This is a genomic window from Halomonas ramblicola (assembly GCF_030409215.1).
Classification (GTDB): Bacteria; Pseudomonadota; Gammaproteobacteria; order Pseudomonadales; family Halomonadaceae; genus Halomonas; species Halomonas ramblicola.
Genome location: NZ_JAUFPL010000034.1, coordinates 316,879 through 339,050, shown reverse-complemented (window position 1 = coordinate 339,050; position 22,172 = coordinate 316,879). Strand labels below are relative to the sequence as shown.

The 22,172-nt window shown below is 67.5% G+C and carries 20 protein-coding genes; 17 read left to right on the top strand and 3 right to left on the bottom strand.

The genetic code is table 11. From position 1 onward, the window contains the following. Positions 1-9: 9 nt before the first annotated feature. Positions 10-483, bottom strand: coding sequence for a peroxiredoxin (locus QWY80_RS18620; RefSeq protein ID WP_290235052.1), 474 nt, complete (start codon positions 481-483; stop codon positions 10-12). 210 nt (positions 484-693) lie between these two features. On the opposite strand from QWY80_RS18620, the gene dapA reads away from it, so the two are divergent. From dapA to QWY80_RS18555, 13 genes are all read left to right on the top strand, one after another. Next, positions 694-1,578 (top strand): 4-hydroxy-tetrahydrodipicolinate synthase, encoded by an 885-nt coding sequence (gene dapA / locus QWY80_RS18615; protein WP_290235049.1) that lies wholly within the window; start codon positions 694-696, stop codon positions 1,576-1,578. 45 nt (positions 1,579-1,623) lie between these two features. Further along, positions 1,624-2,589, top strand: a complete 966-nt coding sequence (locus QWY80_RS18610; RefSeq protein ID WP_290235046.1) for a lipoprotein, NlpB — start codon at positions 1,624-1,626, stop codon at positions 2,587-2,589. Then, entirely contained in the window at positions 2,589-3,395 is an 807-nt protein-coding gene (locus tag QWY80_RS18605; RefSeq protein WP_290235041.1) for an MBL fold metallo-hydrolase, read from the top strand. Before QWY80_RS18610 ends, QWY80_RS18605 begins: the two co-directional genes overlap by 1 nt. 41 nt (positions 3,396-3,436) lie before the next feature. Then, positions 3,437-4,150: a phosphoribosylaminoimidazolesuccinocarboxamide synthase gene (gene purC, locus QWY80_RS18600; RefSeq protein WP_290235038.1), complete on the top strand. Its 714-nt coding sequence runs from the start codon at positions 3,437-3,439 to the stop codon at positions 4,148-4,150. 281 nt (positions 4,151-4,431) lie between these two features. Continuing rightward, a complete protein-coding gene (locus QWY80_RS18595; RefSeq protein ID WP_290235035.1) occupies positions 4,432-7,380 on the top strand; it encodes a xanthine dehydrogenase family protein molybdopterin-binding subunit in 2,949 nt (982 codons plus the stop codon). Then, entirely contained in the window at positions 7,377-8,222 is an 846-nt protein-coding gene (locus QWY80_RS18590; protein ID WP_290235032.1) for an FAD binding domain-containing protein, read from the top strand. Before QWY80_RS18595 ends, QWY80_RS18590 begins: the two co-directional genes overlap by 4 nt. Then, on the top strand, positions 8,206-8,733 hold the full coding sequence (locus tag QWY80_RS18585; protein ID WP_290235030.1) for a (2Fe-2S)-binding protein: 528 nt from the start codon (positions 8,206-8,208) through the stop codon (positions 8,731-8,733). The genes QWY80_RS18590 and QWY80_RS18585 overlap by 17 nt, the downstream gene beginning before the upstream one ends. Next, positions 8,726-10,246, top strand: coding sequence for an AMP-binding protein (locus QWY80_RS18580; protein ID WP_290235027.1), 1,521 nt, complete (start codon positions 8,726-8,728; stop codon positions 10,244-10,246). Before QWY80_RS18585 ends, QWY80_RS18580 begins: the two co-directional genes overlap by 8 nt. 38 nt (positions 10,247-10,284) lie before the next feature. After that, positions 10,285-11,088: an enoyl-CoA hydratase/isomerase family protein gene (locus QWY80_RS18575; protein WP_290235023.1), complete on the top strand. Its 804-nt coding sequence runs from the start codon at positions 10,285-10,287 to the stop codon at positions 11,086-11,088. A 40-nt stretch (positions 11,089-11,128) separates the two neighbouring features. Next, entirely contained in the window at positions 11,129-12,406 is a 1,278-nt protein-coding gene (locus QWY80_RS18570) for a benzoate/H(+) symporter BenE family transporter (protein ID WP_290235020.1), read from the top strand. 26 nt (positions 12,407-12,432) lie between these two features. After that, positions 12,433-13,407, top strand: a complete 975-nt coding sequence (locus QWY80_RS18565) for an XdhC family protein (protein WP_290235018.1) — start codon at positions 12,433-12,435, stop codon at positions 13,405-13,407. Further along, positions 13,397-13,993, top strand: a complete 597-nt coding sequence (locus QWY80_RS18560) for a nucleotidyltransferase family protein (protein WP_290235016.1) — start codon at positions 13,397-13,399, stop codon at positions 13,991-13,993. Before QWY80_RS18565 ends, QWY80_RS18560 begins: the two co-directional genes overlap by 11 nt. 103 nt (positions 13,994-14,096) lie before the next feature. Next, positions 14,097-14,957 (top strand): helix-turn-helix transcriptional regulator, encoded by an 861-nt coding sequence (locus QWY80_RS18555; protein WP_290235014.1) that lies wholly within the window; start codon positions 14,097-14,099, stop codon positions 14,955-14,957. Between the two features lie 40 nt (positions 14,958-14,997). On the opposite strand, the gene tsaA is transcribed toward QWY80_RS18555, so the two are convergent. Continuing rightward, positions 14,998-15,726 carry a tRNA (N6-threonylcarbamoyladenosine(37)-N6)-methyltransferase TrmO gene (gene tsaA, locus QWY80_RS18550; protein WP_290235010.1) on the bottom strand — a complete coding sequence of 243 codons (729 nt, stop codon included), beginning with the start codon at positions 15,724-15,726 and terminating at the stop codon, positions 14,998-15,000. Positions 15,727-15,827: 101 nt separating this feature from the next. On the opposite strand from tsaA, the gene QWY80_RS18545 reads away from it, so the two are divergent. Then, complete coding sequence (locus QWY80_RS18545) at positions 15,828-16,367, top strand: GNAT family N-acetyltransferase (protein ID WP_290235007.1); 540 nt, start codon at positions 15,828-15,830, stop codon at positions 16,365-16,367. 78 nt (positions 16,368-16,445) lie between these two features. Here the strand turns inward: QWY80_RS18545 and nadC are convergent, their stop codons facing one another. After that, positions 16,446-17,288, bottom strand: a complete 843-nt coding sequence (gene nadC / locus QWY80_RS18540; RefSeq protein ID WP_290235005.1) for a carboxylating nicotinate-nucleotide diphosphorylase — start codon at positions 17,286-17,288, stop codon at positions 16,446-16,448. 106 nt (positions 17,289-17,394) lie between these two features. Between nadC and ampD the strand changes: the two genes are divergently transcribed. The 3 genes from ampD to QWY80_RS18525 form a co-directional block, all read left to right on the top strand. Continuing rightward, positions 17,395-17,964, top strand: coding sequence for a 1,6-anhydro-N-acetylmuramyl-L-alanine amidase AmpD (gene ampD / locus QWY80_RS18535; RefSeq protein ID WP_290235002.1), 570 nt, complete (start codon positions 17,395-17,397; stop codon positions 17,962-17,964). A 348-nt stretch (positions 17,965-18,312) separates the two neighbouring features. After that, complete coding sequence (aceE, locus tag QWY80_RS18530) at positions 18,313-20,985, top strand: pyruvate dehydrogenase (acetyl-transferring), homodimeric type (RefSeq protein ID WP_290234999.1); 2,673 nt, start codon at positions 18,313-18,315, stop codon at positions 20,983-20,985. Between the two features lie 62 nt (positions 20,986-21,047). Beyond that, positions 21,048-22,172 (top strand): biotin/lipoyl-containing protein (locus QWY80_RS18525; RefSeq protein WP_290234997.1); only part of this gene is annotated, 1,125 nt, incomplete at its 3' end.

Below are 22,172 nucleotides of genomic sequence, written 5' to 3'. Positions count from 1 at the left end.
TCGATGATCTCAGTCGGCATGCAGGGCCTGGGCGGCCTCGAGGACCTCGTCCACGTGGCCCTTGACCTTGACGCCGCGCCATTCGCGGGCCGGCCTGCCCTCGGCGTCGATCAGGAAGGTGCTGCGCTCGATGCCGAGATGCTCCTTGCCGTACAGTTTCTTGAGCTTGATGACGTCGAACAGGCGGCACACCGCCTCGTCCTTGTCGGAGACGAGGTCGAAGTTGAAGTCCTGCTTGGCCTTGAAGTTCTCCTGGGCGCGGATGCCGTCCCGGGAAACGCCGAGGATCACGGTGTTGGCGGCATCGAAGGCCGCCTTGCGATCGCGGAAGTCGCCGCCCTCGGTGGTACAGCCCGGGGTGCTGGCCTTGGGATAGAAGTAGATGACCACCTGCTTGCCCTTCAACGCGGAAAGGGTCACGGAGTTGTCGCCGGTGGCGGTGGCCGTGAAGTCGGGGACGGGTTGGCCGACGCTGATGCTCATGGGTCCTCCTTGAGTGGGGTATGGCCGGGCGGTCGATTACACGCAACCGCCGCCTGGCTGTCAAAGGGAGGAGAGGGGGAAAGTGGCACCGCTGCTGTACAGGTCCTGGCCGCCTGAGTACCATTTGGCCTTTGCGGGCCAGCGTCCTGCCACCGTTCGTTCCGGCGCGCCGGGGCGAGGCGCAGCAGTCGAACCGAGAGGATAGAGAGGATGATCACTGGAAGCATCGTCGCCCTGGCGACGCCGATGAAGGTCAATGGCGACATCGATTGGGAGGCGCTGCGTCGCCTGGTGAACTTCCACCTCGACAATGGCACCGACGGCATCGTGGCCGCCGGCACCACGGGCGAGCCCACCACCATGTCCTTCGCCGAGCACTTCGACGTGATCCGGGCGGTGGTGGAGGAGGTCGACGGCCGCATCCCGGTGATCGCCGGTACCGGCGCCAACGCCACCTCCGAGGCGGTGGAGCTGGCGCGCTACGCCAGCGAGGTGGGGGCCGACTACTGCCTGTCGGTCTGCCCCTACTACAACAAGCCCACCCAGGAGGGGCTCTACCGCCACTTCAAGGCGGTGGCCGAGGGCAGCAAGCTGCCGGTGATCCTCTACAACGTGCCGGGGCGCACCTGCTCCGACCTCTACAACGAGACGGTGCTGCGGTTGGCCGAGGTGGACAACATCGTCGGCCTCAAGGACGCCACCGGTAACCTGGAACGCGCCGAGGACCTGGTCGCGCGGCTCGCGGGCAGCGGTTTCATGCTCTACTCCGGCGACGACGGCACCGCCTGCGATTTCATGCTGATGGGCGGCCACGGCGATATCTCGGTGACCGCCAACGTGGCGCCCCGGGCCATGCACGACCTGTGTGCCGCCGCCGTGGCGGGCGACGCCGACCGCGCCCACCAGATCAACACCCGCCTGATGCCGCTGCACACCAACCTCGGCATCGAGGCCAACCCGATTCCCGTCAAGTGGGCACTCCACCGCATGGGCCTGATCGAGCCGGGCATTCGCCTGCCGCTCACCTGGCTCTCGGAGAAGTACCACTCCACCATCAGCGAGGCCCTGCAGCTGGCCGGACTGATCGACGACTGATCGGCGCCGCGCCGGAACCTGGAGAACTGGATGCAAGGTGGACGCATGAACTCTGCGCTGAAATGGCTTCCGCTGGTGGCGGCTGTCGCCCTGGCGGGCTGTGCCCGCGACGACGGCTACTACCACGATCGCAACATCGACTACGCCGAGGCCCGCACGGCGCCCCCGCTGGTGCTGCCCGAGACGCGGAACCCGCAGCGCTACGAGGATGCCATGCCGGTGCCCGAGGTGGCCGACGACTTCCAGGCCGCGGACGACGGCTTCGAGGCGCCGGCGCCTCAGCCGCTGGCCGCCGGCCGCGTCGAGCGCGACTATGTCGAGCGTCGCGCCGTCGACGAGGACGCCTGGCTGGTGGTCGCGGCCGCGCCGGACAGCGTCTGGCCCCAGTTGGAGGCCTTCGCCCGCACCCGCGGCCTGGGCGTGGTGGCCAGCGACTCCTCCCGCGGGGTGATCGAGACGCAGCGGGCCCGACTCAGCATCAGCCAGGGACTGCGCGCCGGCGACAGCGAGGTGCGCTGCGACCAGGGGGGCGTGCCCGTGGGCGCCTGCCTGGACGCCCTGGAGGAGTACTTCGGCGCACGCAGTGCCTCGGCTTCCAGCGCCTCCTCCCTGCAGGCCCAGCGTCTGGCCGGCGAGGAGCGCCTGAGCCTGACCCAGCAGGGCGAGGAGTGGGTCGTCGAGGTGCCCCTGGACATCGACCGCACCTGGGCCGAGCTGGACCACCAGCTGGAGCGGGACTTTACCGTCGAGGATCAACGCGAGCTGCTGGAGAGCGACCCCCAAGGCCATGAGTTCCTGATCAGCTACATGACCGAGAGCGAGCGCAATCGCAATCCGCTGCAGGTCGTGTTCAGCGCCGACGTGCGCCAGATGCACCAGCAGATCCGCCTGGTGCTGGAGTCCACCGGCCCCGAGCAGACCCTGCTGCGGGCGGTGAACGCCAGCGATCGCGGCTTCAGCCCCGAGGACCAGCGCGAGCTGCTGGAGCGGGTGGCGAGCCTGCTGCGCTGATGGCGGTGCCGCCTGACGCCGCGGCGCCTCGCCCGGGGCGGCTGCAGTTCGCCTCCCTGGGCAGCGGCAGCAAGGGCAATGCCACCCTGGTCAGCGACGGCGAGACCCACCTGCTGGTGGATTGCGGCTTCGCCCTGCGCGACGCCGAGCGCCGCCTGGCCCGGCTCGGGTTGCATCCCCGCCAGCTCGACGCCGTGCTGGTTTCCCACGAGCACGGCGATCATATCCGTGGCGTGGGGCCCCTGGCGCGCCGCCACGGCGTGCCGGTCTACCTGACCCCCGGCACTTGGGCCAGCGGTCGGCTGGGCGAGCTGCCCGAGCGCCACTGGATCACCCCCCAGGCGCGCTTCGCCGTGAGGGGGCTCGCCGTCGACCCGGTGACCGTGCCCCACGACGCCCGCGAGCCGGTGCAGTTCCGTTTCCAGGGCGGCGGCGAGCGCCACCTCGGCGTGCTCACCGACCTCGGCCACCCCACCGACCATGTGGCCGAGGCCTTCGCCGGCTGCGACGCCCTGGTGCTGGAGTGCAACCACGATGTGCGGATGCTCGCCGAGGGGCCTTACCCGCCGCGCCTCAAGCGCCGGGTGGGCGGCGACTGGGGCCACCTGGCCAATGCCCAGGCGGCGACCCTGCTGGCGCGGCTCGGCCTCGATCGGTTGCAGCGCATCGTCTGCTCGCACCTCTCCGAACACAACAACCGTCCCGAGCTGGCCCTGGCGGCCCTGGTGCCGCTGCTCGACGGCGACGAATCGCGGCTGATGGTGGCCTGTCAGGATGCTGGCCTGGCGTGGCAGGCCATCGGTTGAGCCTGCATACTTTCACCTGATCGCAGCCCCTGGAGGCTCCCATGGAAAAGCGTCAAGAACTCTACGCCGGCAAGGCCAAGTCGGTCTTCGCCACCGACGATCCGGATTACCTGGTCCTGCACTTCCGCGACGACACCAGTGCCTTCGATGGCGAGCGCATGGAGTCGCTGGCGCGCAAGGGCATGGTCAACAACCGCTTCAACGCCTTCATCATGGAGAAGCTGGCCGAGGCGGGCATTCCCACCCACTTCGAGAAGCGCCTCTCCGACACCGAGAGCCTGGTCAAGCGGCTCGAGATGATCCCGGTGGAGTGCGTGGTGCGCAACGTCGCCGCCGGGAGCCTGGTCAAGCGCCTGGGCGTCACCGAGGGTCAGTCGCTCACGCCGCCCACCTTCGAGCTGTTCCTCAAGAACGACGCCCAGCACGACCCGATGATCAACGAGTCCCTGGCCGAGACCTTCGGCTGGGCCACCCCCGAGCAGCTCGCCGAGATGAAGACGCTGACCTTCAGGGTCAACGAGGTCCTCAAGCGGCTGTTCGCCGAGGGTGGCCTGCTGCTGGTCGACTACAAGCTGGAGTTCGGCCTGTTCAAGGGCGAGATCGTGCTGGGCGACGAGTTCTCCCCGGACGGTTGCCGGCTGTGGGACGCCGAGACCCGCGAGAAGCTCGACAAGGACCGCTTCCGCCAGGGCCTGGGCGGCGTCATCGAGGCCTACGAGGAAGTCGGCCGGCGCATCGGCATCGGCTTCGATTAAATTCGCGAGTTCGCGAAGCGGTAACAGGAAGGCGGCCCGAGGGCCGCCTTCCTGCGTTCTAACGGCGTCTGCGCGGCCGGCTTCAGCCTCTTATCCTTTGGTCGCAAATCGGACTCTCGGGTAAATAATCCGATCCCCGGGCCAAACTCCATCCCCTGGGACAAGGTCGGCCTCCTCCTGCCTCCTTAGACTCCTTCCCAGATGGCACGCCATTTCCCATGGCCATCGTGGAGGAGTAAATGAACAGGTTAGAGCCAGTCCGGCAGCCAGGGCAGGGGGGGATGATCGGCCGACGGCAGCCGCGCAGCGAGGACGACGCCCTGCTGCGGGGTCGTGGCCGCTATGCAGACGATCTCGCGATCCCGCCGGGCACCCTGCATGCCGCCGTGCTGCGCTCGTCCCATGCCCATGCCCGGCTGGTCGGCCTGGACGCCTCGCCGGCGCTTGCCATGGCCGGCGTGCATGCCGTCCTCACCGGCGAGGACGTCCGGCGCTGGGCGCAGCCCTTCCCGGTCGGTGTGCGCCAGCCCATGGAGCACTGGTGCCTGGCGGTCGACAAGGTCCGCTATGTCGGCGAACCGCTCGCCGTGGTGATGGCCGAGAGCCGCTACCTCGCCGAGGACGCCCTCGACGCCATCCGCGTCGACTACGAGACGCTGCCCGTCGCCGTGGATACCGAGGCGGCCATCGCAGCCGACTCCCCGCTGCTTCATGAGGCAGTCGGTAGCAACGTGGTCAGCGAGCGCCACTTTCGCTATGGCGACCCCGAGCAGGCCTTCGCCGAGGCCGAGCGTCGCGTCGCACTCAAGGTACGCGTGCCGCGCAGCTCCTGTACGCCGATGGAGTGCTATGTGGTCATCGCCGACTACGACGCCTCCAGCGACAGCTACGACGTGCTTTCCAACTTCCAGGGGCCCTATGCGCTGCACTCGGTGATGACTCGCGCCTTGAAGGTCCCCGGCAACCGCCTGCGCCTGCGTACCCCGCCGGAATCCGGTGGCAGCTTCGGCATCAAGCAGGGGGTGTTTCCCTATGTGGTGATGATGGGGCTGGCCGCGCGCAAGGCCGGCGCCCCGGTCAAGTGGGTGGAGGATCGCCTCGAGCACTTGCAGGGGGCCTCTTCGGCCACCAATCGGGTGACCGAGATCGAGGCCGCGGTGACCCATGACGGCCGTGTCACCGCGCTCCGCTGGGACCAGGTCGATGACTGCGGCGCCTACCTGCGTGCCCCCGAACCGGCCACCTTCTACCGCATGCACGGCAACCTCACCGGCGCCTACGCCATCGAGCATCTCGCCGTGCGCAACCGTGTCGCGCTGACCAACAAGACGCCCACGGGGCTCAACCGTGGCTTCGGCGGCCCCCAGGTGTATTTCGCCCTCGAACGGCTGATGCAGCGCATCGCCGTGGAGCTCGAGCTGGACCCTCTCGAGGTGATCCGCCGCAACCTGGTGCCGTCCGGGAGCTTCCCCTACCGTGCCGCGGCCGGGGCGTTGCTCGACTCAGGCGACTATCCCGCCTCGGTAGAGCAAGGGGTTCGTGACGGCGGACTGGACGAGCTGCTGGCGCGCCGCGCGGCGGCACGCCGCGAGGGGCGGCTGTATGGCATCGGCTACACCGTGGCGGTGGAGCCGTCGATCTCCAACATGGGCTACATCACCACTGCCATGACCCCGGAGGAGCGGCGCAAGGCCGGTCCCAAGAACGGGGCGGTGAGCACCGCCACGATCAGCGTCGGTCCGCTGGGTGACGTCAGCGCCCATGTCTCCTCGACACCCCAGGGGCAGGGGCATCGCACGGTGGTCGCCCAGGTGATCGCCGAGGTGCTCGGGGTGCCGCTGGCGTCGATCAGCGTCAATGTCGAGCTCGATACCGGCAAGGACGCCTGGTCGATCGCCTCGGGCAACTACTCCAGCCGTTTCTCCGGCGCCGTGGCCGGGGCGGTCTACCTGGCGGCAGAGAAGGTGCGCGATCGCCTGACCGGCATCGCCGCCGCCCAGTGGCAGGTGGAGGCCGCCCGCATCCGCTTCGCCGAGGGGCAGGTGAGGGTGGACGGTAGCGAGCTCACGATGCCCTTTGGCCGCCTGGCCGGCGCCACGCACTGGGCGCCGGGCACTCTGCCCGACGGGGAGCCTGGCGGGTTGCGCGAGACGGCTTTCTGGTCGCCGCCCCAGCTCGAGGCACCGGACGACGACGATCGTATCAACAGCTCGCTCTGCTACGGCTTCATCTTCGATTACTGCGGCGTGGAGGTCGACCGCATCACCGGCAAGGTGAGACTCGACCGCTATGTCACCCTGCATGACGCCGGTCGCCTGCTCAATCCGGACCTGGTCGATGGCCAGGTGCGCGGGGCCTTCGCTCAGGGGCTTGGGGCGGCGCTGATGGAGGAGTTTGCCTACGGCGACGATGGCAGCTTCCAGTCCGGCACCTTCGCCGACTACCTGGTCCCGACCAGCGTCGAGGCGCCTGAACCACTGATCCTGCACAGGGAGACGCCGTCGCCGTTCACCCCGCTGGGTGCCAAGGGGGTCGGTGAGGGTAACAACATGAGCACCCCGGTGTGCATCGCCAATGCCGTAGCCGACGCGCTGGGCATCGCGGACATCGAGCTGCCGCTGACGCCGTCCAAGGTGCGCACCCTGATCGGCATCGAGGAGCCTCCGCGGCCCCAGGGAGTGGGCGAGGATCAGACGGCTCCCGCAGCCGGTGGCGGCTCGCGGCTCACCGCCAGCGACTCGGTGACGCTGCCGGGCAGCCCTCAGGCGGTCTTCGACACCCTGCTCGATCCCGAGACCCTGCAGGCGATCATTCCTGGCTGCCATGCCCTGGAACTCACCGGCGAGAACGCCTACCGCGCCGATGTCACCGTCGGCGTGGGGATGATCCGAGCGCGCTTCGATGCGCGGGTGGCGCTCTCCGACCTCGACCCTCCGCACGGTCTGCGGCTCTCCGGGGCCGGCACCAGCGCCATGGGCTCGGCGGAGGGCAGTGCGCGGATTCGGCTGACCGAGATCGAGGGCGGCCAGACGCGACTCGACTACGACTACGACGCCGCCGTGGGCGGCAAGGTCGCCTCGGTGGGCGGGCGCATGCTGCAAAGCGCCTCGAGGATGATCATCGGCCAGATCTTCGCGCGCCTGGCCCAGCGCATGGGCGGCGCCGCACCACGGCTGTCGCTGTGGCAGCGCCTCAAGACCCTGTTCACCGGCCGGGGAGGTCGCTCATGAAACCCGCTGCTTTCGATTATCTGCGCCCGTCGAGCCGCCGCGAGGCCTGCGAACGACTGCATGAGGCCGGCGATGATGCTCGGCTGATCGCCGGGGGGCAGTCGCTGATGGCGGTGCTCAACATGCGCCTGGCCCAGCCCAAGTGGCTGATCGATATCGCGGGTATCGAGGACCTGCACTATGTCGAGTGTCGCGAAGACCATCTGGCGGTGGGTGCCGGGGTGACCCAGGCCGAACTGCTCGAGTACCCCGGTCTCGCCGAAGCGGTCCCGTTGCTGGCGCAGGCGATGCCCTGGATCGGCCATTGGCAGACCCGTAACCGCGGCACGGTATGCGGCTCGATCGCCCACGCCGATCCCAGCGCCGAGCTGCCGCTGTGTCTGGCCACCCTGGGTGGGGAGGTGGTGCTCGAGAACCGACGCGGCAAGTCGCGCCGGGTCCTGGCGAAAGACTTCTTCCAGGGGGTACTGACCACCGACCGCCACCCCGACGAGCTGATCACCGAGGTGCGCTTCCCCCTGGCGAGGCCGGGCGCGGAGTACCGCTTCCATGAAGTGGCCATGCGCCATGGCGACTTCGCCATTGTCGCGCTGGCGGCGGTGATCGACAACGATCGAGTCACTCTCGGCGTGGGCGGCGTCGCCGACCGCCCAGTGAGTCGCGAATTCGCCCTCCAGGATGACCCGAGCGAGGCCCTCAACACCCTCGCCTGGTCCTTGGGCGCCGAGGACGACGCCCATGCCACGGCGGCCTATCGCCGCCAGTTGATCCGTGAGCTCGGCCGGCAGTTGATCGCCGGTGGGCCAAGTGACGAGGAGATCACCCATGCACGCCAAGGCTGATCAGCGCATACGCGTGACCCTGACCCTCAATGGCCGCGAGCGCAGCGGCTACGCCGAGCCCCGTACCCAGCTGTGTGACTTCCTGCGCCACGAACTGGGGGCCACCGGCACGCACGTGGGTTGCGAGCACGGCGTGTGCGGGGCCTGCACGGTGCGTGTCGACGGTCGTGCCAGCCGCAGCTGCCTGATGCTCGCGGTACAGGCCGCGGGTCGGCGGCTCGACACCGTCGAGTCGCTGGCAGGAGAGGAGGGCCTTTCCGATCTGCAACAGGCCTTCCGGCGTCATCACGCCCTGCAGTGCGGCTTCTGCACCGCAGGCATTCTGATGTCCTGCGAGGAGTTCCTGGACCGTGTGGCCGACCCCAGCGAGGCCCAGGTGCGCGACATGCTGTCGGGTCATCTGTGCCGTTGCACCGGCTATACCGGCATGGTCCAGGCGGTACTCGAAGTGGCTCGGACGCGCCGCGAGGCGGCCGTGCCTGACAGTCAACTGGAGAACAACGATGTTTGATCTGGGTCGCAGTTTTCTTGCCTCGGTGGAGCGTCGCCCCCGGGCGATCGCCATTTCCGATGGCGAGCTACGCAAGTCCTATGCCGAGTGGTTCGCCGATATCCAGAGCGTGGCCAGGAGCCTCGAGGCGCTGGGCCTGGCCAAGGGGGATCGTCTGCTGGTGGTGATGCAGAATCGCTGGCAGATGGCGACCCTGCACTGGGCCTGCCAATTCGCCGGGATCGTGGTCACTCCCCTCAACTGGCGATCCACGGCCCGGGATCTGAGTTACTGCATCGAGGATGCCGAGGTCAAGGCAGTCGCCTATGACGCTTCGGTGGCCGAAGCGGTGAACGGCTGTCCCGAGGCGCAGCGGCTGCCGCGCATCACTGCCGGAGAGGTCGAGGACACCGGTGCCCATGACTTCGACGCCCTGCTCGGTGTGGATGGTGAGCTGGTGCTACGTGCCGGCGCCGAGGATGTCTCGCTGATGCTCTACACCTCGGGCACCAGCGGCAAGCCCAAGGGCGTGCCACGCCTGCATCGCGCCGAGCGGACCGCAGCGCTGGCTCATGTGGCCCAGAACCTCTATCGCCATGACGAGTGCACCCTCGGCGTGATGCCGCTCTATCACACCATGGGCGTGCGCTCGCTGCTGTCGATGGCACTGATCGACGGCCACTTCGTCTGCGTGCCGAAGTTCGACCCTGCGGCGACGCTGGATTCCATCGAGCGTCAAGGCGTGACCAACCTCTACCTGGTGCCGACCCTCTACCACATGCTCATCGAGCACCCCGAGTTCTCACCGTCACGGGTGGCCAGCGTCGACAAGCTGGGCTTCGCCGGCGCGCCGATGAGTGCGGGGCTGATGGCCCGGGTTCAGGGGGCCTTCCAGCCCAGCCTGTTCGTCAACCACTACGGCAGTTCCGAGATCTATACCTTCACCATCGATCAGCGAGCCTGTGACAAGCCGGGCTCATCGGGTCGGCCTGCGCTCAACCAGCGCATCCGGGTGGTCAGGGTGGGCGCCGAGTCGCCGGACGAGATCCTGGGCGTGGGAGAAGAGGGCGAGATCATCGCCGACATGGCCGGCGACGAGGCCTTCCAGGGGTATTGGCATCGCCCCGATGCCGATCACAAGGCGCTCAAGGAAGGCTGGTACTTCACCAGCGACACCGGCTACTTCGACGCCGACGGCGACCTGTTCGTCACCGGCCGGGTCGACGACCTGATCATCACCGGCGGCGAGAACGTCAGCCCGGTGGAGATCGAGAATGTGCTCTCGGTGCACCCCCAGGTGGAAGAGGTGGTGGTGGTGGGGTTGGCCGACGAGCAGTGGGGGGAAGTGGTCACCGCCTTCGTCAAGGCCCGACAGACCATCGACGAAAGCGAACTCGACCGGCATTGCGTGGATTCCGGCCTGGCCCGCTTCAAGCGCCCGCGGCGCTACGTCTTCGTCGACGAGATTCCCAAGTCCCCCGTGGGCAAGATCCTGCGCCGCGTGCTGCGTGATCATGATGCCCCCACTCCATAACCGCACTGATCAACTGATAACTGACAAGGAACCAAGACATGACTCCCAATGACGTGAACACCTTTCTGGCCAGCGACTTCGACGGCTTCAGGGTCCAGGTCGACGTCGAGGCCGAGCGCGCCGACATCATCCTCGGCCGTCCACCGCTCAACGTGATCTCGATGCCCCAGCGCGATGAGTTGCGCCGCGTGTTCGAGGCACTGGATGCCCATGAGGATGTGCGCGTGATCGTGCTGCGCGCCGAGGGCGAACATTTCTCCAGTGGTGGCGACATCAAGGGGTTCCTCGAGGCCTCTCCCGAACATGTCTCGAAACTCGCCGACAACGTGGCCGCCCCGGCGCGCTGCTCGAAGCCGGTGATCGCCGCCAACCGTGGCTACACCTTCGGCGTCGGCCTCGAGCTGTCGCTGGCCTGCGATTTCCGCATCGCCTCCGAGACGACCCTCTATGCCCTGCCGGAGCAGAAACTGGGGCAGATTCCAGGTTCCGGAGGCTCTGCCCGCCTGCAGAAAACGATCGGCATCACCCGGACCAAGCACATGGTAATGCGCGCCAAGCGGGTGTCCGGCGAGCAGGCCCTGGACTGGGGCTTCGTGACCGAGTGCGTGCCCGACGCCGAGCTGGAAAGTGCCACCGACGCCCTGGTGGAGGAACTGCGCAATTTCTCGCCGCTCGCCCAGCGCACCGCCAAGCGCCTGATCAACGACAACGAGGATGCGACGCTGTCGGTGGCGATCGAGATGGAAGGCCACTGCTACAGCCGGCTGCGCTCCTCCCGCGACTTCCGCGAGGGTGTCGAGGCCTTCCATGGCAAGCGCCGGGCCATCTTCACCGGTGAATGATCGGTATTCCACCACACAACAACAAAGCCAGGAGAACCCCATGCAAGCACACGACCACAAGGGGGCGAGCCCCACACCGAGCGCAGACGTGGACGCCAAGCGTTCGCTGCTCAAGGACCTGCCCCGGGTCTTCACGGCCAAGTCGATCAGTGCCGGCATCGTCGCGGCGCTGTTCGGTTGCTCGGGGCCGGCGCTGATCGTGATCAGTGCCGCCGAGGCCGGCAACCTGAGCAATGGCCAGACCGTGGCCTGGCTGTTCGCCATCTACTTCCTGGGTGGCCTGATCAGCCTGATCATGGCCTCGCGCTATCGTCAGCCGATCACCGGCGCCTACTCGATTCCCGGGGCGGCGATCATGATCACCGCCCTGGCGACGATTCCCTTCAACGAGGCGGTCGGCGCCTTCATCATGAGCGGGGCGATCGTGCTGGCGCTGGGGGTCAGCGGGGTGGTCGGGCGCATCATGCGCTGGCTGCCGATGCCCATCGTCATGGCGATGATCGGCGGCGCCTTGATCCGCTTCGGTATCGGCGCGGTCGATTCGGTGGGCGCCGCCCCCTGGATCGCCGGCACGGCGGTGGTGGCCTTCTTCCTCAGCTCGCGCTTCATCAAGGCGGTGCCACCGGTGCTGGTGGCGGCGGTGGTCGGCCTCGGCGTCGCTCTGGCGATGGGCGCCGTCCAGCCCGCCGACGTGGATATCGCCTTCGTCGCGCCGCAGTTCACCGCACCGAGCTTCACCCTGGGGGCCTTCCTGGCCATCTCCGTGCCGCTCGCGGCACTGGTGATCGGGGCCGAGAACGCCCAGGCCACCGGGGTGCTGCTGGCCGAGGAGTACCGTCCCCCGGTCAATGCCATGACCATCATCAGCGGCATCGGTGGCATGCTCGCCGGTCTCCTCGGCGGCCATAACGCCAATATCGCCGGGCCGATGACCGCCATCTGCTCCTCGGAGCAGGCCGGTGACGACAAGAGCACCCGCTATGGTGCCACCCTGGTGAACGGCGTGCTGTTCTGCGCCTTCGGCCTGTTCGCCGGTGCGGCGGTGCCCTTCATCCTGGCGTTGCCCAGCGCCCTGATCGGCAGCGTGGCCGGCCTGGCGATGATCGGGGTGCTGCTGGCCGCCTTCCAGCATGCCTTCTCCCGGCATCGCGGCCATCAGATCGGTGCCTTCGTGGCGCTGGTGGTGGCGATGAGCAACATCAGCCTGTTGGGGATCAGTGCCCCCTTCTGGGCGCTGGTCTGCGGTATTGCGGTCTCCTTGCTGCTGGGCGAGAAGACGCTCGATCCCGAGGCAGAGAAGACTCAGGTCGAAGGCTGAGCGCGGCGGAGCAGGAGGGGAGAGTGATGCACGACCTCGATCATCAGGTGATCACCCAGGCACTCGCCTGGGTCCGCGACGGCCACCCCATCTGGCTGTGCACCGTGCTGGCGACCTACGGCTCGTCGCCCCGGGCGCCGGGCGCCATGCTCGTCGCTCGGCGCGATGGTCACCATGTCGGCTCGCTATCCGGCGGCTGTGTCGAGGAGGCCTTCCTCGAGGAACTCATCGCCGGCGACTTCGACCGGATGGTGACCCTGCGTCGCTACGGCGAAAGTCGCGAGGAGAGCCGACGCCTCGCCCTGCCCTGTGGCGGCGTGCTCGAGGTACTGATCGAGCACCGTGGCCCCGACGCCACCTGGCTGGCGCACCTCGAGGCGCTGTACCAGGCCCTGCAGGGGCAGCGCCGACTGGTGCGGCGTGTCGATATCGAGGCCGGCGCCTTTCAGGCTCGCGATGATGACGTTGCCGAGGGGCCATGCGTGGTGCGCCGGTTCGCGTCCGTCGACATCCGTATCGGGCCCGTGCTGCGCCTGCTGCTGGCCGGTCTCTCGCCGGTGGCCGAGGCCTGTGCTCGCTTCGCCAAGACGTTGGGTCAGGAGGTCATCGTCTGCGACCCCCGCCCGGAGGCCCGCCAGGGGTTCCACGTCGAGGGCGTGACGGTTGTACCGCAATTGCCTTCGGCCTACATCGCGGCGGGGGGATGCCATGCTGCGACGGCCGTGGTGGCCTTGACCCATGACCCGCGCATCGACGATCTGGCGATGATCGAGGCGGTACATACCGAAGCGTTCTATATCGGCGTGATGGGCTCGCGGCGGACCTCGGATGCCCGCGCCACACGGTTATTGCGTTCCGGAGGGCTGTCCCAGGCCGAGATCGAGCGCATCCATATGCCGATCGGCCTCGATATCGGCAGCAAGACCCCGGCCGAGATCGCCCTGGCCGTGGTGGCCGATATCGTGCGGGTTTACCACGGAAGAGCGCGAGATGCCCTCTAACGACGTCATCGCCTTGGTACTGGCGGCAGGACGAGGCCGTCGATTCGGCAATGACAAGCGACTGGCCGGTCTGCCTGGCCGTGGGACGCTGCTGGCTGCTACGTTAGCCACCCTCCGTCCGCATTTTGCCGATATTCGAGTGGTGCTGAGAAATGAAGACGATCCCGCCCATCTTGGCATTGCCACGAGTATCACAACCCTTGCTGCCAAGCGGGCAGATCAAGGTATGGGGGAAAGCCTCGCCGCTGGTATCCGTGCGCTGAGTGCTGATAGTCAGGCCCATTCAGTGGCGGTGATGCTGGGTGATATGCCCTGGTTGAGTGAACATCTCTTCTCTTTGCTGTGCTCAAGGGCTAGTGATAGGACGATTGTGCGCCCCCTCTATCGGGGGAAGGGAGGGCACCCGGTGTTGTTCGGGCGACGTTTCTGGGGATCGCTCGAGCAGTTGACCGGCGACGAGGGAGCTCGCAGTGTGGTGCGGCAGTACCGGGATGCCTGTATCGAGATCGAGGTGCAGGACCCTGGCGTCGTGCGGGATGTGGACCGGCCAGCGGATCTGGTCTGGGCAGGGTGTAGTGGTCGCTGAGTGACTCGCCATGCGACTTTGGTCTGGCTGTAGCCCGGTGCGCGTATGAGAGGTGGTACGCTCTGCACCAGCATACCCTTACAATTCCACTGACGAGGACGTCATGTCGAGTGCCCACCGCATCTTGCATGGCGGGTTTGGTCGCGTTGCCCTGCTGGACATGGACGAGTCGCTGGTGCCCCACGCCCATTCCGAATGCCATGTGCTGCTCAAGGTCTCCGGGGAGGATACCTACTTCTCGGTCCGCGATCGTCGGTTGCCGCTGACCGATCGGACGGCGGTGCTCATCAACGCCTGGGAGCCGCACTTCTACGACCATCAGCATGGTGCCGCCGATACCCTGATCCTGGCGCTCTATATCGAGCCGAGTTGGCTTGCGGCATTGCAGAACAGTCTGGCACTTAGCGGCCGGCCTGACTTCTTCTCCAACCCTTGCATCGAGCTCACTCCTCGCCTTCGGCACCTCGTCGATCAATTGATCGCGGCCCTGCTCTCCTTCGGACTGGTGCCCCAAGACAAGCTCGAGGCGTTATTGTTCGACCTGTTGATCGAGATTACCGAGAAGCATTCCGACCTGCACCATCTGTCCAGGCTGCGGGTGGGAGTGGCCAGTGATTTCTACGACGCGCGTGTTCGCCGTGCGAGTCAACTCATCCTGGAGCATCCTCAGGGGGAGGTGGACATGGCGGCCATCGCCCAGCAGTGCGGCCTGTCGAGGGCGCACTTCTTCTCACTGTTCAAGAAGAACACCGGGATGACCCCGCAGATGTATGCGAACATCGGGAAGATGCAGATGGCGTTCCGCCGCCTTTCAGACAATCGCTATGGCACCCTGGGCAACTTGTCGGAATCCCTGGGGTTCTCAGAGCAGGGCCACTTCACGCGCTTCTTCCGCCGCCATATCGGGGCCTCGCCCAGTCAGTACCAGAAGGCGATCGATGACTATTCTGCCCGTGCATCATGAAGCGAGCGCGAGTGGTAGAAAATGACGACGCCCTGGGGCCTTATACGCAGGGGGCCACCATGAGCACTCGCAGCTGCACGACGCCACTTTCTTCGGCCACGGCGCAGAAGCGCACGTCCACGTCGCGCAGCCTGACGCCGTAGATCCGCGCCTCGGCGCCGTTGCGATAGGCGGGGCGCGGATCCTGTCCCAGCACCTGGCGGATCAGCGCGCGTAGCGAGTCGGCATCGGTGCGCGCCGCCAGGACGCTCTCCGCCTCCGGGGCGAAGCTCACCGGCAGGCGGGGCGGTGGCTCGGGGGCGAAGCCGGCGCGGGCCTCGGGTTTCGCCTCGGCCCAGGGCAGGTAGGGCTTGATGTCCAGCACCGGGGTACCGTCCACCAGGTCGCTGCCCGCCAGGATCAGACGCACGCCGCGGCGCGTCTCGATCCCCACCAGTTCCACCAGCGACAGCCCCAGGCGGTTGGGGCGGTGGGTGCTGCGGCTGGCGAAGACGCCGATCCTGCGGTTGCCGCCGAGCCGCGGCGGGCGTACCAGCGGCGTCCAGCGCTCGGGACTGCGGTGGAAGAGGAAGGTCAGCCAGAGGTGGCTGAAGGCGTCCAGTCCGCGCACCGCCAGCGGATCGTCGTAGGGCGGGCGCAGCACCAGGGTGGCGCGGGCCGCGTCGGCCAGGCCCGGCTGGCGCGGGACGCCGAACTTGTCGGGATAGTCGCTCTCGATGACACCGATGGGCGACAGGCTGACGTCGGAGTGGGAGGCGGATGTGTGCATGGGGCGATTATGCCCGCCCCGTGCCGCCCGGGCGAGGGGATTGGCCGGACGCGCGGGCTTGTGTAGGCTTCCGGCAACATTCACCCAGCCACGGGATCGCCATGAACCAGACCGTCGAGGCAGCGGGCGAGGGCAAGCGTCGCCCCGCGGGGCCGCGGATCCTCTACCGCCAGGCACGCGCCAGGGACGCCGCCGACCAGGCCGAGGTCTTCCATCACGCGGTGATGCAGGGCGCCATGACCCACTACACCCCGGCCCAGCGCGAGGCCTGGGACACCGCCCTGCCGCGGGACGCCAGCGCCTGGGCGGCGCGCCAGACGCTCTACACGACCCTGGTGGCCAGCTGCGACGGGCGCTGCGTGGGTTTCCTGGAGCTCGACCTGGAGAGGGGGCGCATCGTGACCCTCTACGTCTGGCCGTCGCTGGCCCGGCGCGGCATCGGCTCGACCCTGCTGATCCACGCCGAGCGGTTGCTGACCGAACACGGCCATGCCCGGGCCAGCATCGAGGCGAGCCTGACGCTCACCGAGGGCCTGATCCGCCGGGGCTGGCGGGACCTGGGGGAGGAGTGGGTGGAGCGCGGTGGCGAGCGCCTGTGTCGCCATCGCCTGGAGAAGCGCCTGGGCGCGGTGGAGACCTGAATACCGTGGGGGCACGGCGTCTTTCCCGGGGCCTGCCCAGCTACCCAGACATCCGGAGGTCGACGGCGATGGACCGGTTCAGTCCACCAGGCGCATCGACAGGTCGATCGCCTTGAGATCCTTGGTCAGGGCACCGCTGGAGATGCAGTCGACGCCGGTCTCGGCGATGGCGCGCAGGGTGGACTCGTCGACATTGCCCGAGGCCTCGAGCGTCGCCCGGCCGGCGGTGCGGCGTACCGCCTCGCGCATGTCGGCGAGCGAGAAGTTGTCCAGCATGACCACGTCGGCGCCCGCCGCCAGCGCCTGATCCAGCTCGGCGAAGGTCTCCACCTCCACCTCCACCGACAGGTCGCGAGCGATGCTGCGGGCCTCCTTCACCGCGGCCGCGATGCCGCCGCAGGCGGTGATGTGGTTCTCCTTGATCAGGAAGGCGTCGTAGAGGCCGATGCGGTGGTTGTGGCCGCCGCCGCAGGTCACCGCATACTTCTGGGCCAGGCGCAGGCCGGGCAGGGTCTTGCGGGTGTCCAGCAGGCGCACCCCGGTATCGGCGATCAGGTCCACGTAGTGGCGGGTGCGGGTGGCGGTGGCCGAGAGGGTCTGCAGCAGGTTGAGGGCGGGACGCTCCCCGGTGAGCAGGCTGCGCGCCGAGCCCTCCAGTTCCAGGAACGTCTGGCCGGCCTCCAGGCGGTCGCCGTCGGCGGCGTGCCAGTGCAGCGCCACCGTGGCATCCAGGCGGCGGAATACCTCGTCGACCCAGGCCATGCCGCACAGCACGCAGGCCTCGCGGGTGATGACCCGGGCCCGGGCGCGCTGCTCGGCGGGTATCAGCCGGGCGGTGATGTCGCCGGGGCCGATGTCCTCGGCCAGCAGGCGGGCGGTGGCTTCGCGGATCTCTTCGACAAGGGCGTCCTGATAGTCCATGCGGGTCACTCTCGAGGTTGCAGCCGGCGCCGATGAGCCGGGGTGGTCGGGGGCGTCAGGGGCGTCCATTATAGGCAATCCAGCGAGGCGACGTCAGGGTGAGCGCATGCCGATCGAACAGGGGTGGTTGTCCGGGGCGCGGCGGGTGCCGTCGCCCAACTGCGATGCGCGGCCGGCCGGCGAGGTGTCGCTGCTGGTGTTGCATTCCATCAGCCTGCCGCCCGGGATCTTCGGCGGCGAGCATATCGAGCGGCTGTTCACCAATCGACTGGATCCCGTGGCACACCCCTTCTTCGCCGCCATCGCGGGCCTGCGCGTCTCGGCCCACCTGCTGATCCGCCGCGACGGCGAGCTCGTGCAGTTCGTCCCCTTTCACCGCCGCGCCTGGCACGCCGGGCGCTCGTGCTGGCGGGACGGCCCGCGGTGGCGTACGGCGCTCAACGACTTCTCGGTGGGCATCGAACTGGAGGGCGACGAGGTCGGCCCCTACACCGGGGCCCAGTACGAGGCGCTGTCGGTGGCCTGCCGCGAGTTGCTGGCGACCTATCCGGCACTCGGCGTGGCGCGTATCACCGGCCATGCCCATGTGGCTCCGTTGCGCAAGACGGACCCCGGGCCGGCCTTCGACTGGGCCTACTTCCGGCAGCGGGTGGCGGCGTTACGGCGCGGTGCGTAGAAAAATCACTCACAGATGATCTTAATCGATTAAGTCTATCGTTCGATAGCTTCATACGGTAGTTTACTTACAACTCCTTGACCTTGGTCGCATTATGCTTAGGGGGAGGGGCATAATCCCTTGTGCTGCGGCGCAATATCTATAATTTGGAAAATATTTTCATATTCTCTTGAATTGGCAGGGAGGGGCGTATACGGTATCTTGCCACGCAGTTGCGGCAGAGCGATCCTGCCGCCATGTAAAAAAACTACATACCCCGACATGCGGCATGCATGCCTCCATGAGAGGGCCCCATGCTTCCCGCTCAACGGGGCACGATAGACCCCATCGTCATTCGGAGAGACGTCTATGAGTCTGGATGCAAGAGAAGATCACGATCCGATCGAGACCACGGAGTGGCTGGAATCCCTCGAGTCGGTCCTGGATCGCGAGGGCGAGGAACGCGCCCGGTACCTGCTGACCCGCCTGGCGGATCGCCTGCGCCGCGACGGGACCCAGGCTCCCTTCTCGGCGACGACCCCGCACCGCAATACCATTCCGGTGCACCGCGAGGCCCCGATGCCGGGGGATCTCTTCATGGAGCGCCGCATCCGCTCCCTGATTCGTTACAACGCCATCGCCCAGGTCATCCGCAACAATCGCGCGAAGCCGGGACTGGGCGGCCACATCGCCAGCTTCATGTCGTCGGCGACCCTCTATGACGTAGGCTTCAACCACTTCTTCCGCGCCCCCAACGGCGATTTCGAGGGCGACCTCGTCTACATCCAGGGTCACGTGGCCCCGGGCGTCTACGCCCGTGCCTTCCTGGAGGGGCGTCTCTCCGATGAGCAGATGGACAAGTTCCGCCAGGAGGCCGACGGCGGTGGCCTGTCGTCCTACCCGCACCCCTGGCTGATGCCCGACTTCTGGCAGTTCCCCACCGTCTCCATGGGTCTCGGCCCCATCCAGGCCATCTACCAGGCCCACGTGATGAAGTATCTCGACTCCCGCGAGATGCGCGACATGCACGACCGCAAGGTCTGGTGCTTCATGGGCGACGGCGAGTGCGACGAGCCCGAATCCCTGGGCGCCATCCACCTGGCCAGCCGCGAGAAGCTCGACAACCTGATCTTCGTCATCAACTGCAACCTGCAGCGTCTCGACGGGCCGGTGCGCGGCAACTCGCGCATCATGGACGAGCTCGAGGGCGTGTTCCACGGCGCCGGCTGGAACGTCCTCAAGGTGGTCTGGGGTCGGCTATGGGACCCGCTGTTCGAGAAGGACAAGAAGGGCATCCTGCAAAAGCGCATGGACGAGGCGGTCGACGGCGAGTACCAGAACTACAAGGCCAACGGCGGTGCCTATACCCGCGAGCACTTCTTCGGCAAGTACCCGGAGACCGCCGAGCTGGTCAAGGACATGTCCGACGAGGACATCTGGAAGCTCAACCGCGGTGGCCATGACCCGTTCAAGGTCTATGCGGCCTACCACGAGGCGGTGAACAACTCTAACGGCCGTCCCACCGTGATCCTGGCGCATACCGTCAAGGGCTACGGCATGGGCAGCGGCGACGGCGAGGCCGCCAACGAGGCCCACCAGGTCAAGAGCATGGAGTACGAGGCGCTGCGCACCTTCCGCGATCGCTTCGGTATCCCGATCAGCGACGATCAGCTCAAGGACGTGCCCTACTACAAGCCCGAGGACGACTCCCCGGAGATGAAGTACATGCATCTCCAGCGCGAGCGCCTGGGCGGCTATCTGCCGGCGCGCCGCCACGACTTCGAGGCGCTGCCGATCCCGGCCCTCGAGGACAAGACCTTCGCCTCCCAGATGGGCGGCTCCAAGGGTCGCGAGATCTCCAGCACCATGGCCTTCGTGCGGATCCTCAACGGCCTGGTCAAGGACAAGCAGATCGGCAAGCAGGTGGTACCGATCATCCCCGACGAGGCACGCACCTTCGGCATGGAGGGGATGTTCCGCCAGCTCGGCATCTACACCTCCGAGGGGCAGAAGTACGAGCCCGTCGACAAGGGCCAGATCATGTTCTACCGCGAGGATCAGAAGGGCCAGATCCTCGAGGAAGGCATCACCGAGGCCGGCGCCATGTCGGCGTGGATCGCCGCCGCCACCTCCTACAGCAACCACAACCTGCCGCTGCTGCCGTTCTACGTCTACTATTCGATGTTCGGCTTCCAGCGTATCGGCGACCTGGCCTGGGCCGCCGGCGACCTGCAGGCGCGTGGCTTCCTGATCGGCGGCACTGCCGGGCGTACCACCCTCAACGGCGAGGGCCTGCAGCACCAGGATGGCCACAGCCACCTGCAGGCGGCCATGATCCCCAATTGCCGCACCTACGATCCGACCTACGCCCACGAGGTGGCGGTGATCGTCCAGGACGGCCTGAAGCGCATGTTCTCCGACAAGGAAAGCTGCTTCTACTACCTGACGGTGATGAACGAGAACTACGAGCATCCCGAGCTCGAGGACGTTCCCGCCGAGGACATTGTCAAGGGCATGTACCTGCTGCGCGAGACCCAGGGCGACAAGGGGCACGTGCAGTTGCTGGGCTCCGGCACCATCCTGCGCGAGGTCGAGGCGGCCGCCGAGCTGCTCAAGGACGACTGGGGCGTGGGCGCCGACACCTGGAGCGTCACCAGCTTCAGCGAGTTGCGCCGCGAGGCGCTGGGCCTGGAGCGCGAGACCTTCCTGAACCCGGATGCCGAGCCGGCCAAGCCGCACGTCACCCGCTGCCTGGAGGGTCGCGAGGGCCCGGCCATCGCCTCCACCGACTACATGCGGCTGTTCGCCGACCAGGTGCGTGCCTGGGTGCCCACCGACTACAGCGTGCTGGGGACCGACGGTTTCGGGCGCTCCGACACCCGCGAGAAGCTGCGCTACTTCTTCGAGGTCGACCGCTACTTCGTCACCGTGGCGGCGCTCAAGGCGCTGGCCGAACGGGGTGAGCTGGATCGCAAGGTGGTCGGCGAGGCCCTGAAGAAGTACGGCATCGACCCGTCCAAGCCCAATCCGCTGACCGACTGATCCGGCGACCGGCGAGCCTGGCGGCTCGCCGGTTTCAGGCACGAGTTTGAAGGAGCGCGACCTTGAGTAGCGAAATCATCAAAGTTCCCGACATCGGTGGTGATACCGATGTGGAAATCATCGAGATCGCGGTGTCCGAAGGCGACGTCATCGAGGCCGAGGACACCCTGATCACGCTGGAATCCGACAAGGCCAGCATGGACGTGCCGTCGCCCAAGGGCGGCAAGGTGGTCAAGGTGCTGGTGAAGGAGGGCGACACCGTCTCCGAGGGCGACGACATCGTCGAACTGGAGATGGAAGGCGGCGGCGAGGCCGAGTCCGCCGGAGAGCCGGCCGCGCCGGCGCCCGAGAAAGCCCCCGAGCCCGAGAAGCCCGCGGCCAAGCCCGCCGGCGGTGGCGGCAAGCGCACCGTCGAGGTCAAGGTGCCGGACCTGGGTGGCTCCAGCGACGTGGAGATCATCGAGGTGGCCGTCGCCGAGGGCGATTCGGTCGACGAAGAGGCGACCCTGATCACCCTGGAGTCCGACAAGGCCTCCATGGACGTGCCCAGCCCCCATGCCGGCAAGCTCGTCAGCCTGGCGGTCAAGGAGGGCGATACCGTTTCCGAGGGCGACGTCATCGGCACCATGGAGATCGCCGGGGATGGCGACGACGCGGCCCCGGCCGAGGCGCCGGCCGCTGCCGAGCCCGAGGCGGCCGAGCCCGCGCCCCGGGAGGAGGCCGCGGCCTCCGGTGAGCCCGAGCGCAAGGAGGTCCGCGTGCCCGACCTCTCCGGCTCCAGCGACGTGCCGATCATCGAGATCGCCGTGGCCGCCGGCGACGAGGTCGACGAGGAAGACCCGCTGATCACCCTGGAGTCCGACAAGGCCTCCATGGACGTGCCCAGCCCCTTCAAGGGCAAGCTGGTCGAGCTCACCGTCAAGGAAGGCGACACCGTCTCCGAGGGCGACCTGATCGGCTATATCGAAGTGGCGGGTGCCAAGCCGGCACCGAAGCCGGCCGAGCGCAAGGCCGAGGCGCCGAAGACCGACAAGCCGGCCCCGACCCCGCCCGGCACGCCGAGTCCCGAGGCGCAGATGGCCACCCACAAGCCGCGCGACGGCAAGCTGGTCCATGCCGGCCCGGCGGTGCGCATGCTGGCCCGCGAGCTGGGCGTCGACCTGGGCCTGGTCAAGCCCAGCGGCCCC

Coding starts and splice junctions, on each gene's coding strand:
- aceE (WP_290234999.1), top strand. CDS start 18,313: ATGAGTCTGGATGCAAGAGAAGATCACGATCCGATCGAGACCACGGAG.
- QWY80_RS18580 (WP_290235027.1), top strand. CDS start 8,726: ATGTTTGATCTGGGTCGCAGTTTTCTTGCCTCGGTGGAGCGTCGCCCC.
- ampD (WP_290235002.1), top strand. CDS start 17,395: ATGCCGATCGAACAGGGGTGGTTGTCCGGGGCGCGGCGGGTGCCGTCG.
- QWY80_RS18605 (WP_290235041.1), top strand. CDS start 2,589: ATGGCGGTGCCGCCTGACGCCGCGGCGCCTCGCCCGGGGCGGCTGCAG.
- QWY80_RS18570 (WP_290235020.1), top strand. CDS start 11,129: ATGCAAGCACACGACCACAAGGGGGCGAGCCCCACACCGAGCGCAGAC.
- QWY80_RS18560 (WP_290235016.1), top strand. CDS start 13,397: ATGCCCTCTAACGACGTCATCGCCTTGGTACTGGCGGCAGGACGAGGC.
- QWY80_RS18595 (WP_290235035.1), top strand. CDS start 4,432: ATGATCGGCCGACGGCAGCCGCGCAGCGAGGACGACGCCCTGCTGCGG.
- QWY80_RS18565 (WP_290235018.1), top strand. CDS start 12,433: ATGCACGACCTCGATCATCAGGTGATCACCCAGGCACTCGCCTGGGTC.
- QWY80_RS18610 (WP_290235046.1), top strand. CDS start 1,624: ATGAACTCTGCGCTGAAATGGCTTCCGCTGGTGGCGGCTGTCGCCCTG.
- QWY80_RS18590 (WP_290235032.1), top strand. CDS start 7,377: ATGAAACCCGCTGCTTTCGATTATCTGCGCCCGTCGAGCCGCCGCGAG.
- QWY80_RS18620 (WP_290235052.1), bottom strand. CDS start 483: ATGAGCATCAGCGTCGGCCAACCCGTCCCCGACTTCACGGCCACCGCC.
- QWY80_RS18575 (WP_290235023.1), top strand. CDS start 10,285: ATGACTCCCAATGACGTGAACACCTTTCTGGCCAGCGACTTCGACGGC.
- dapA (WP_290235049.1), top strand. CDS start 694: ATGATCACTGGAAGCATCGTCGCCCTGGCGACGCCGATGAAGGTCAAT.
- tsaA (WP_290235010.1), bottom strand. CDS start 15,726: ATGCACACATCCGCCTCCCACTCCGACGTCAGCCTGTCGCCCATCGGT.
- purC (WP_290235038.1), top strand. CDS start 3,437: ATGGAAAAGCGTCAAGAACTCTACGCCGGCAAGGCCAAGTCGGTCTTC.
- nadC (WP_290235005.1), bottom strand. CDS start 17,288: ATGGACTATCAGGACGCCCTTGTCGAAGAGATCCGCGAAGCCACCGCC.
- QWY80_RS18545 (WP_290235007.1), top strand. CDS start 15,828: ATGAACCAGACCGTCGAGGCAGCGGGCGAGGGCAAGCGTCGCCCCGCG.
- QWY80_RS18585 (WP_290235030.1), top strand. CDS start 8,206: ATGCACGCCAAGGCTGATCAGCGCATACGCGTGACCCTGACCCTCAAT.
- QWY80_RS18555 (WP_290235014.1), top strand. CDS start 14,097: ATGTCGAGTGCCCACCGCATCTTGCATGGCGGGTTTGGTCGCGTTGCC.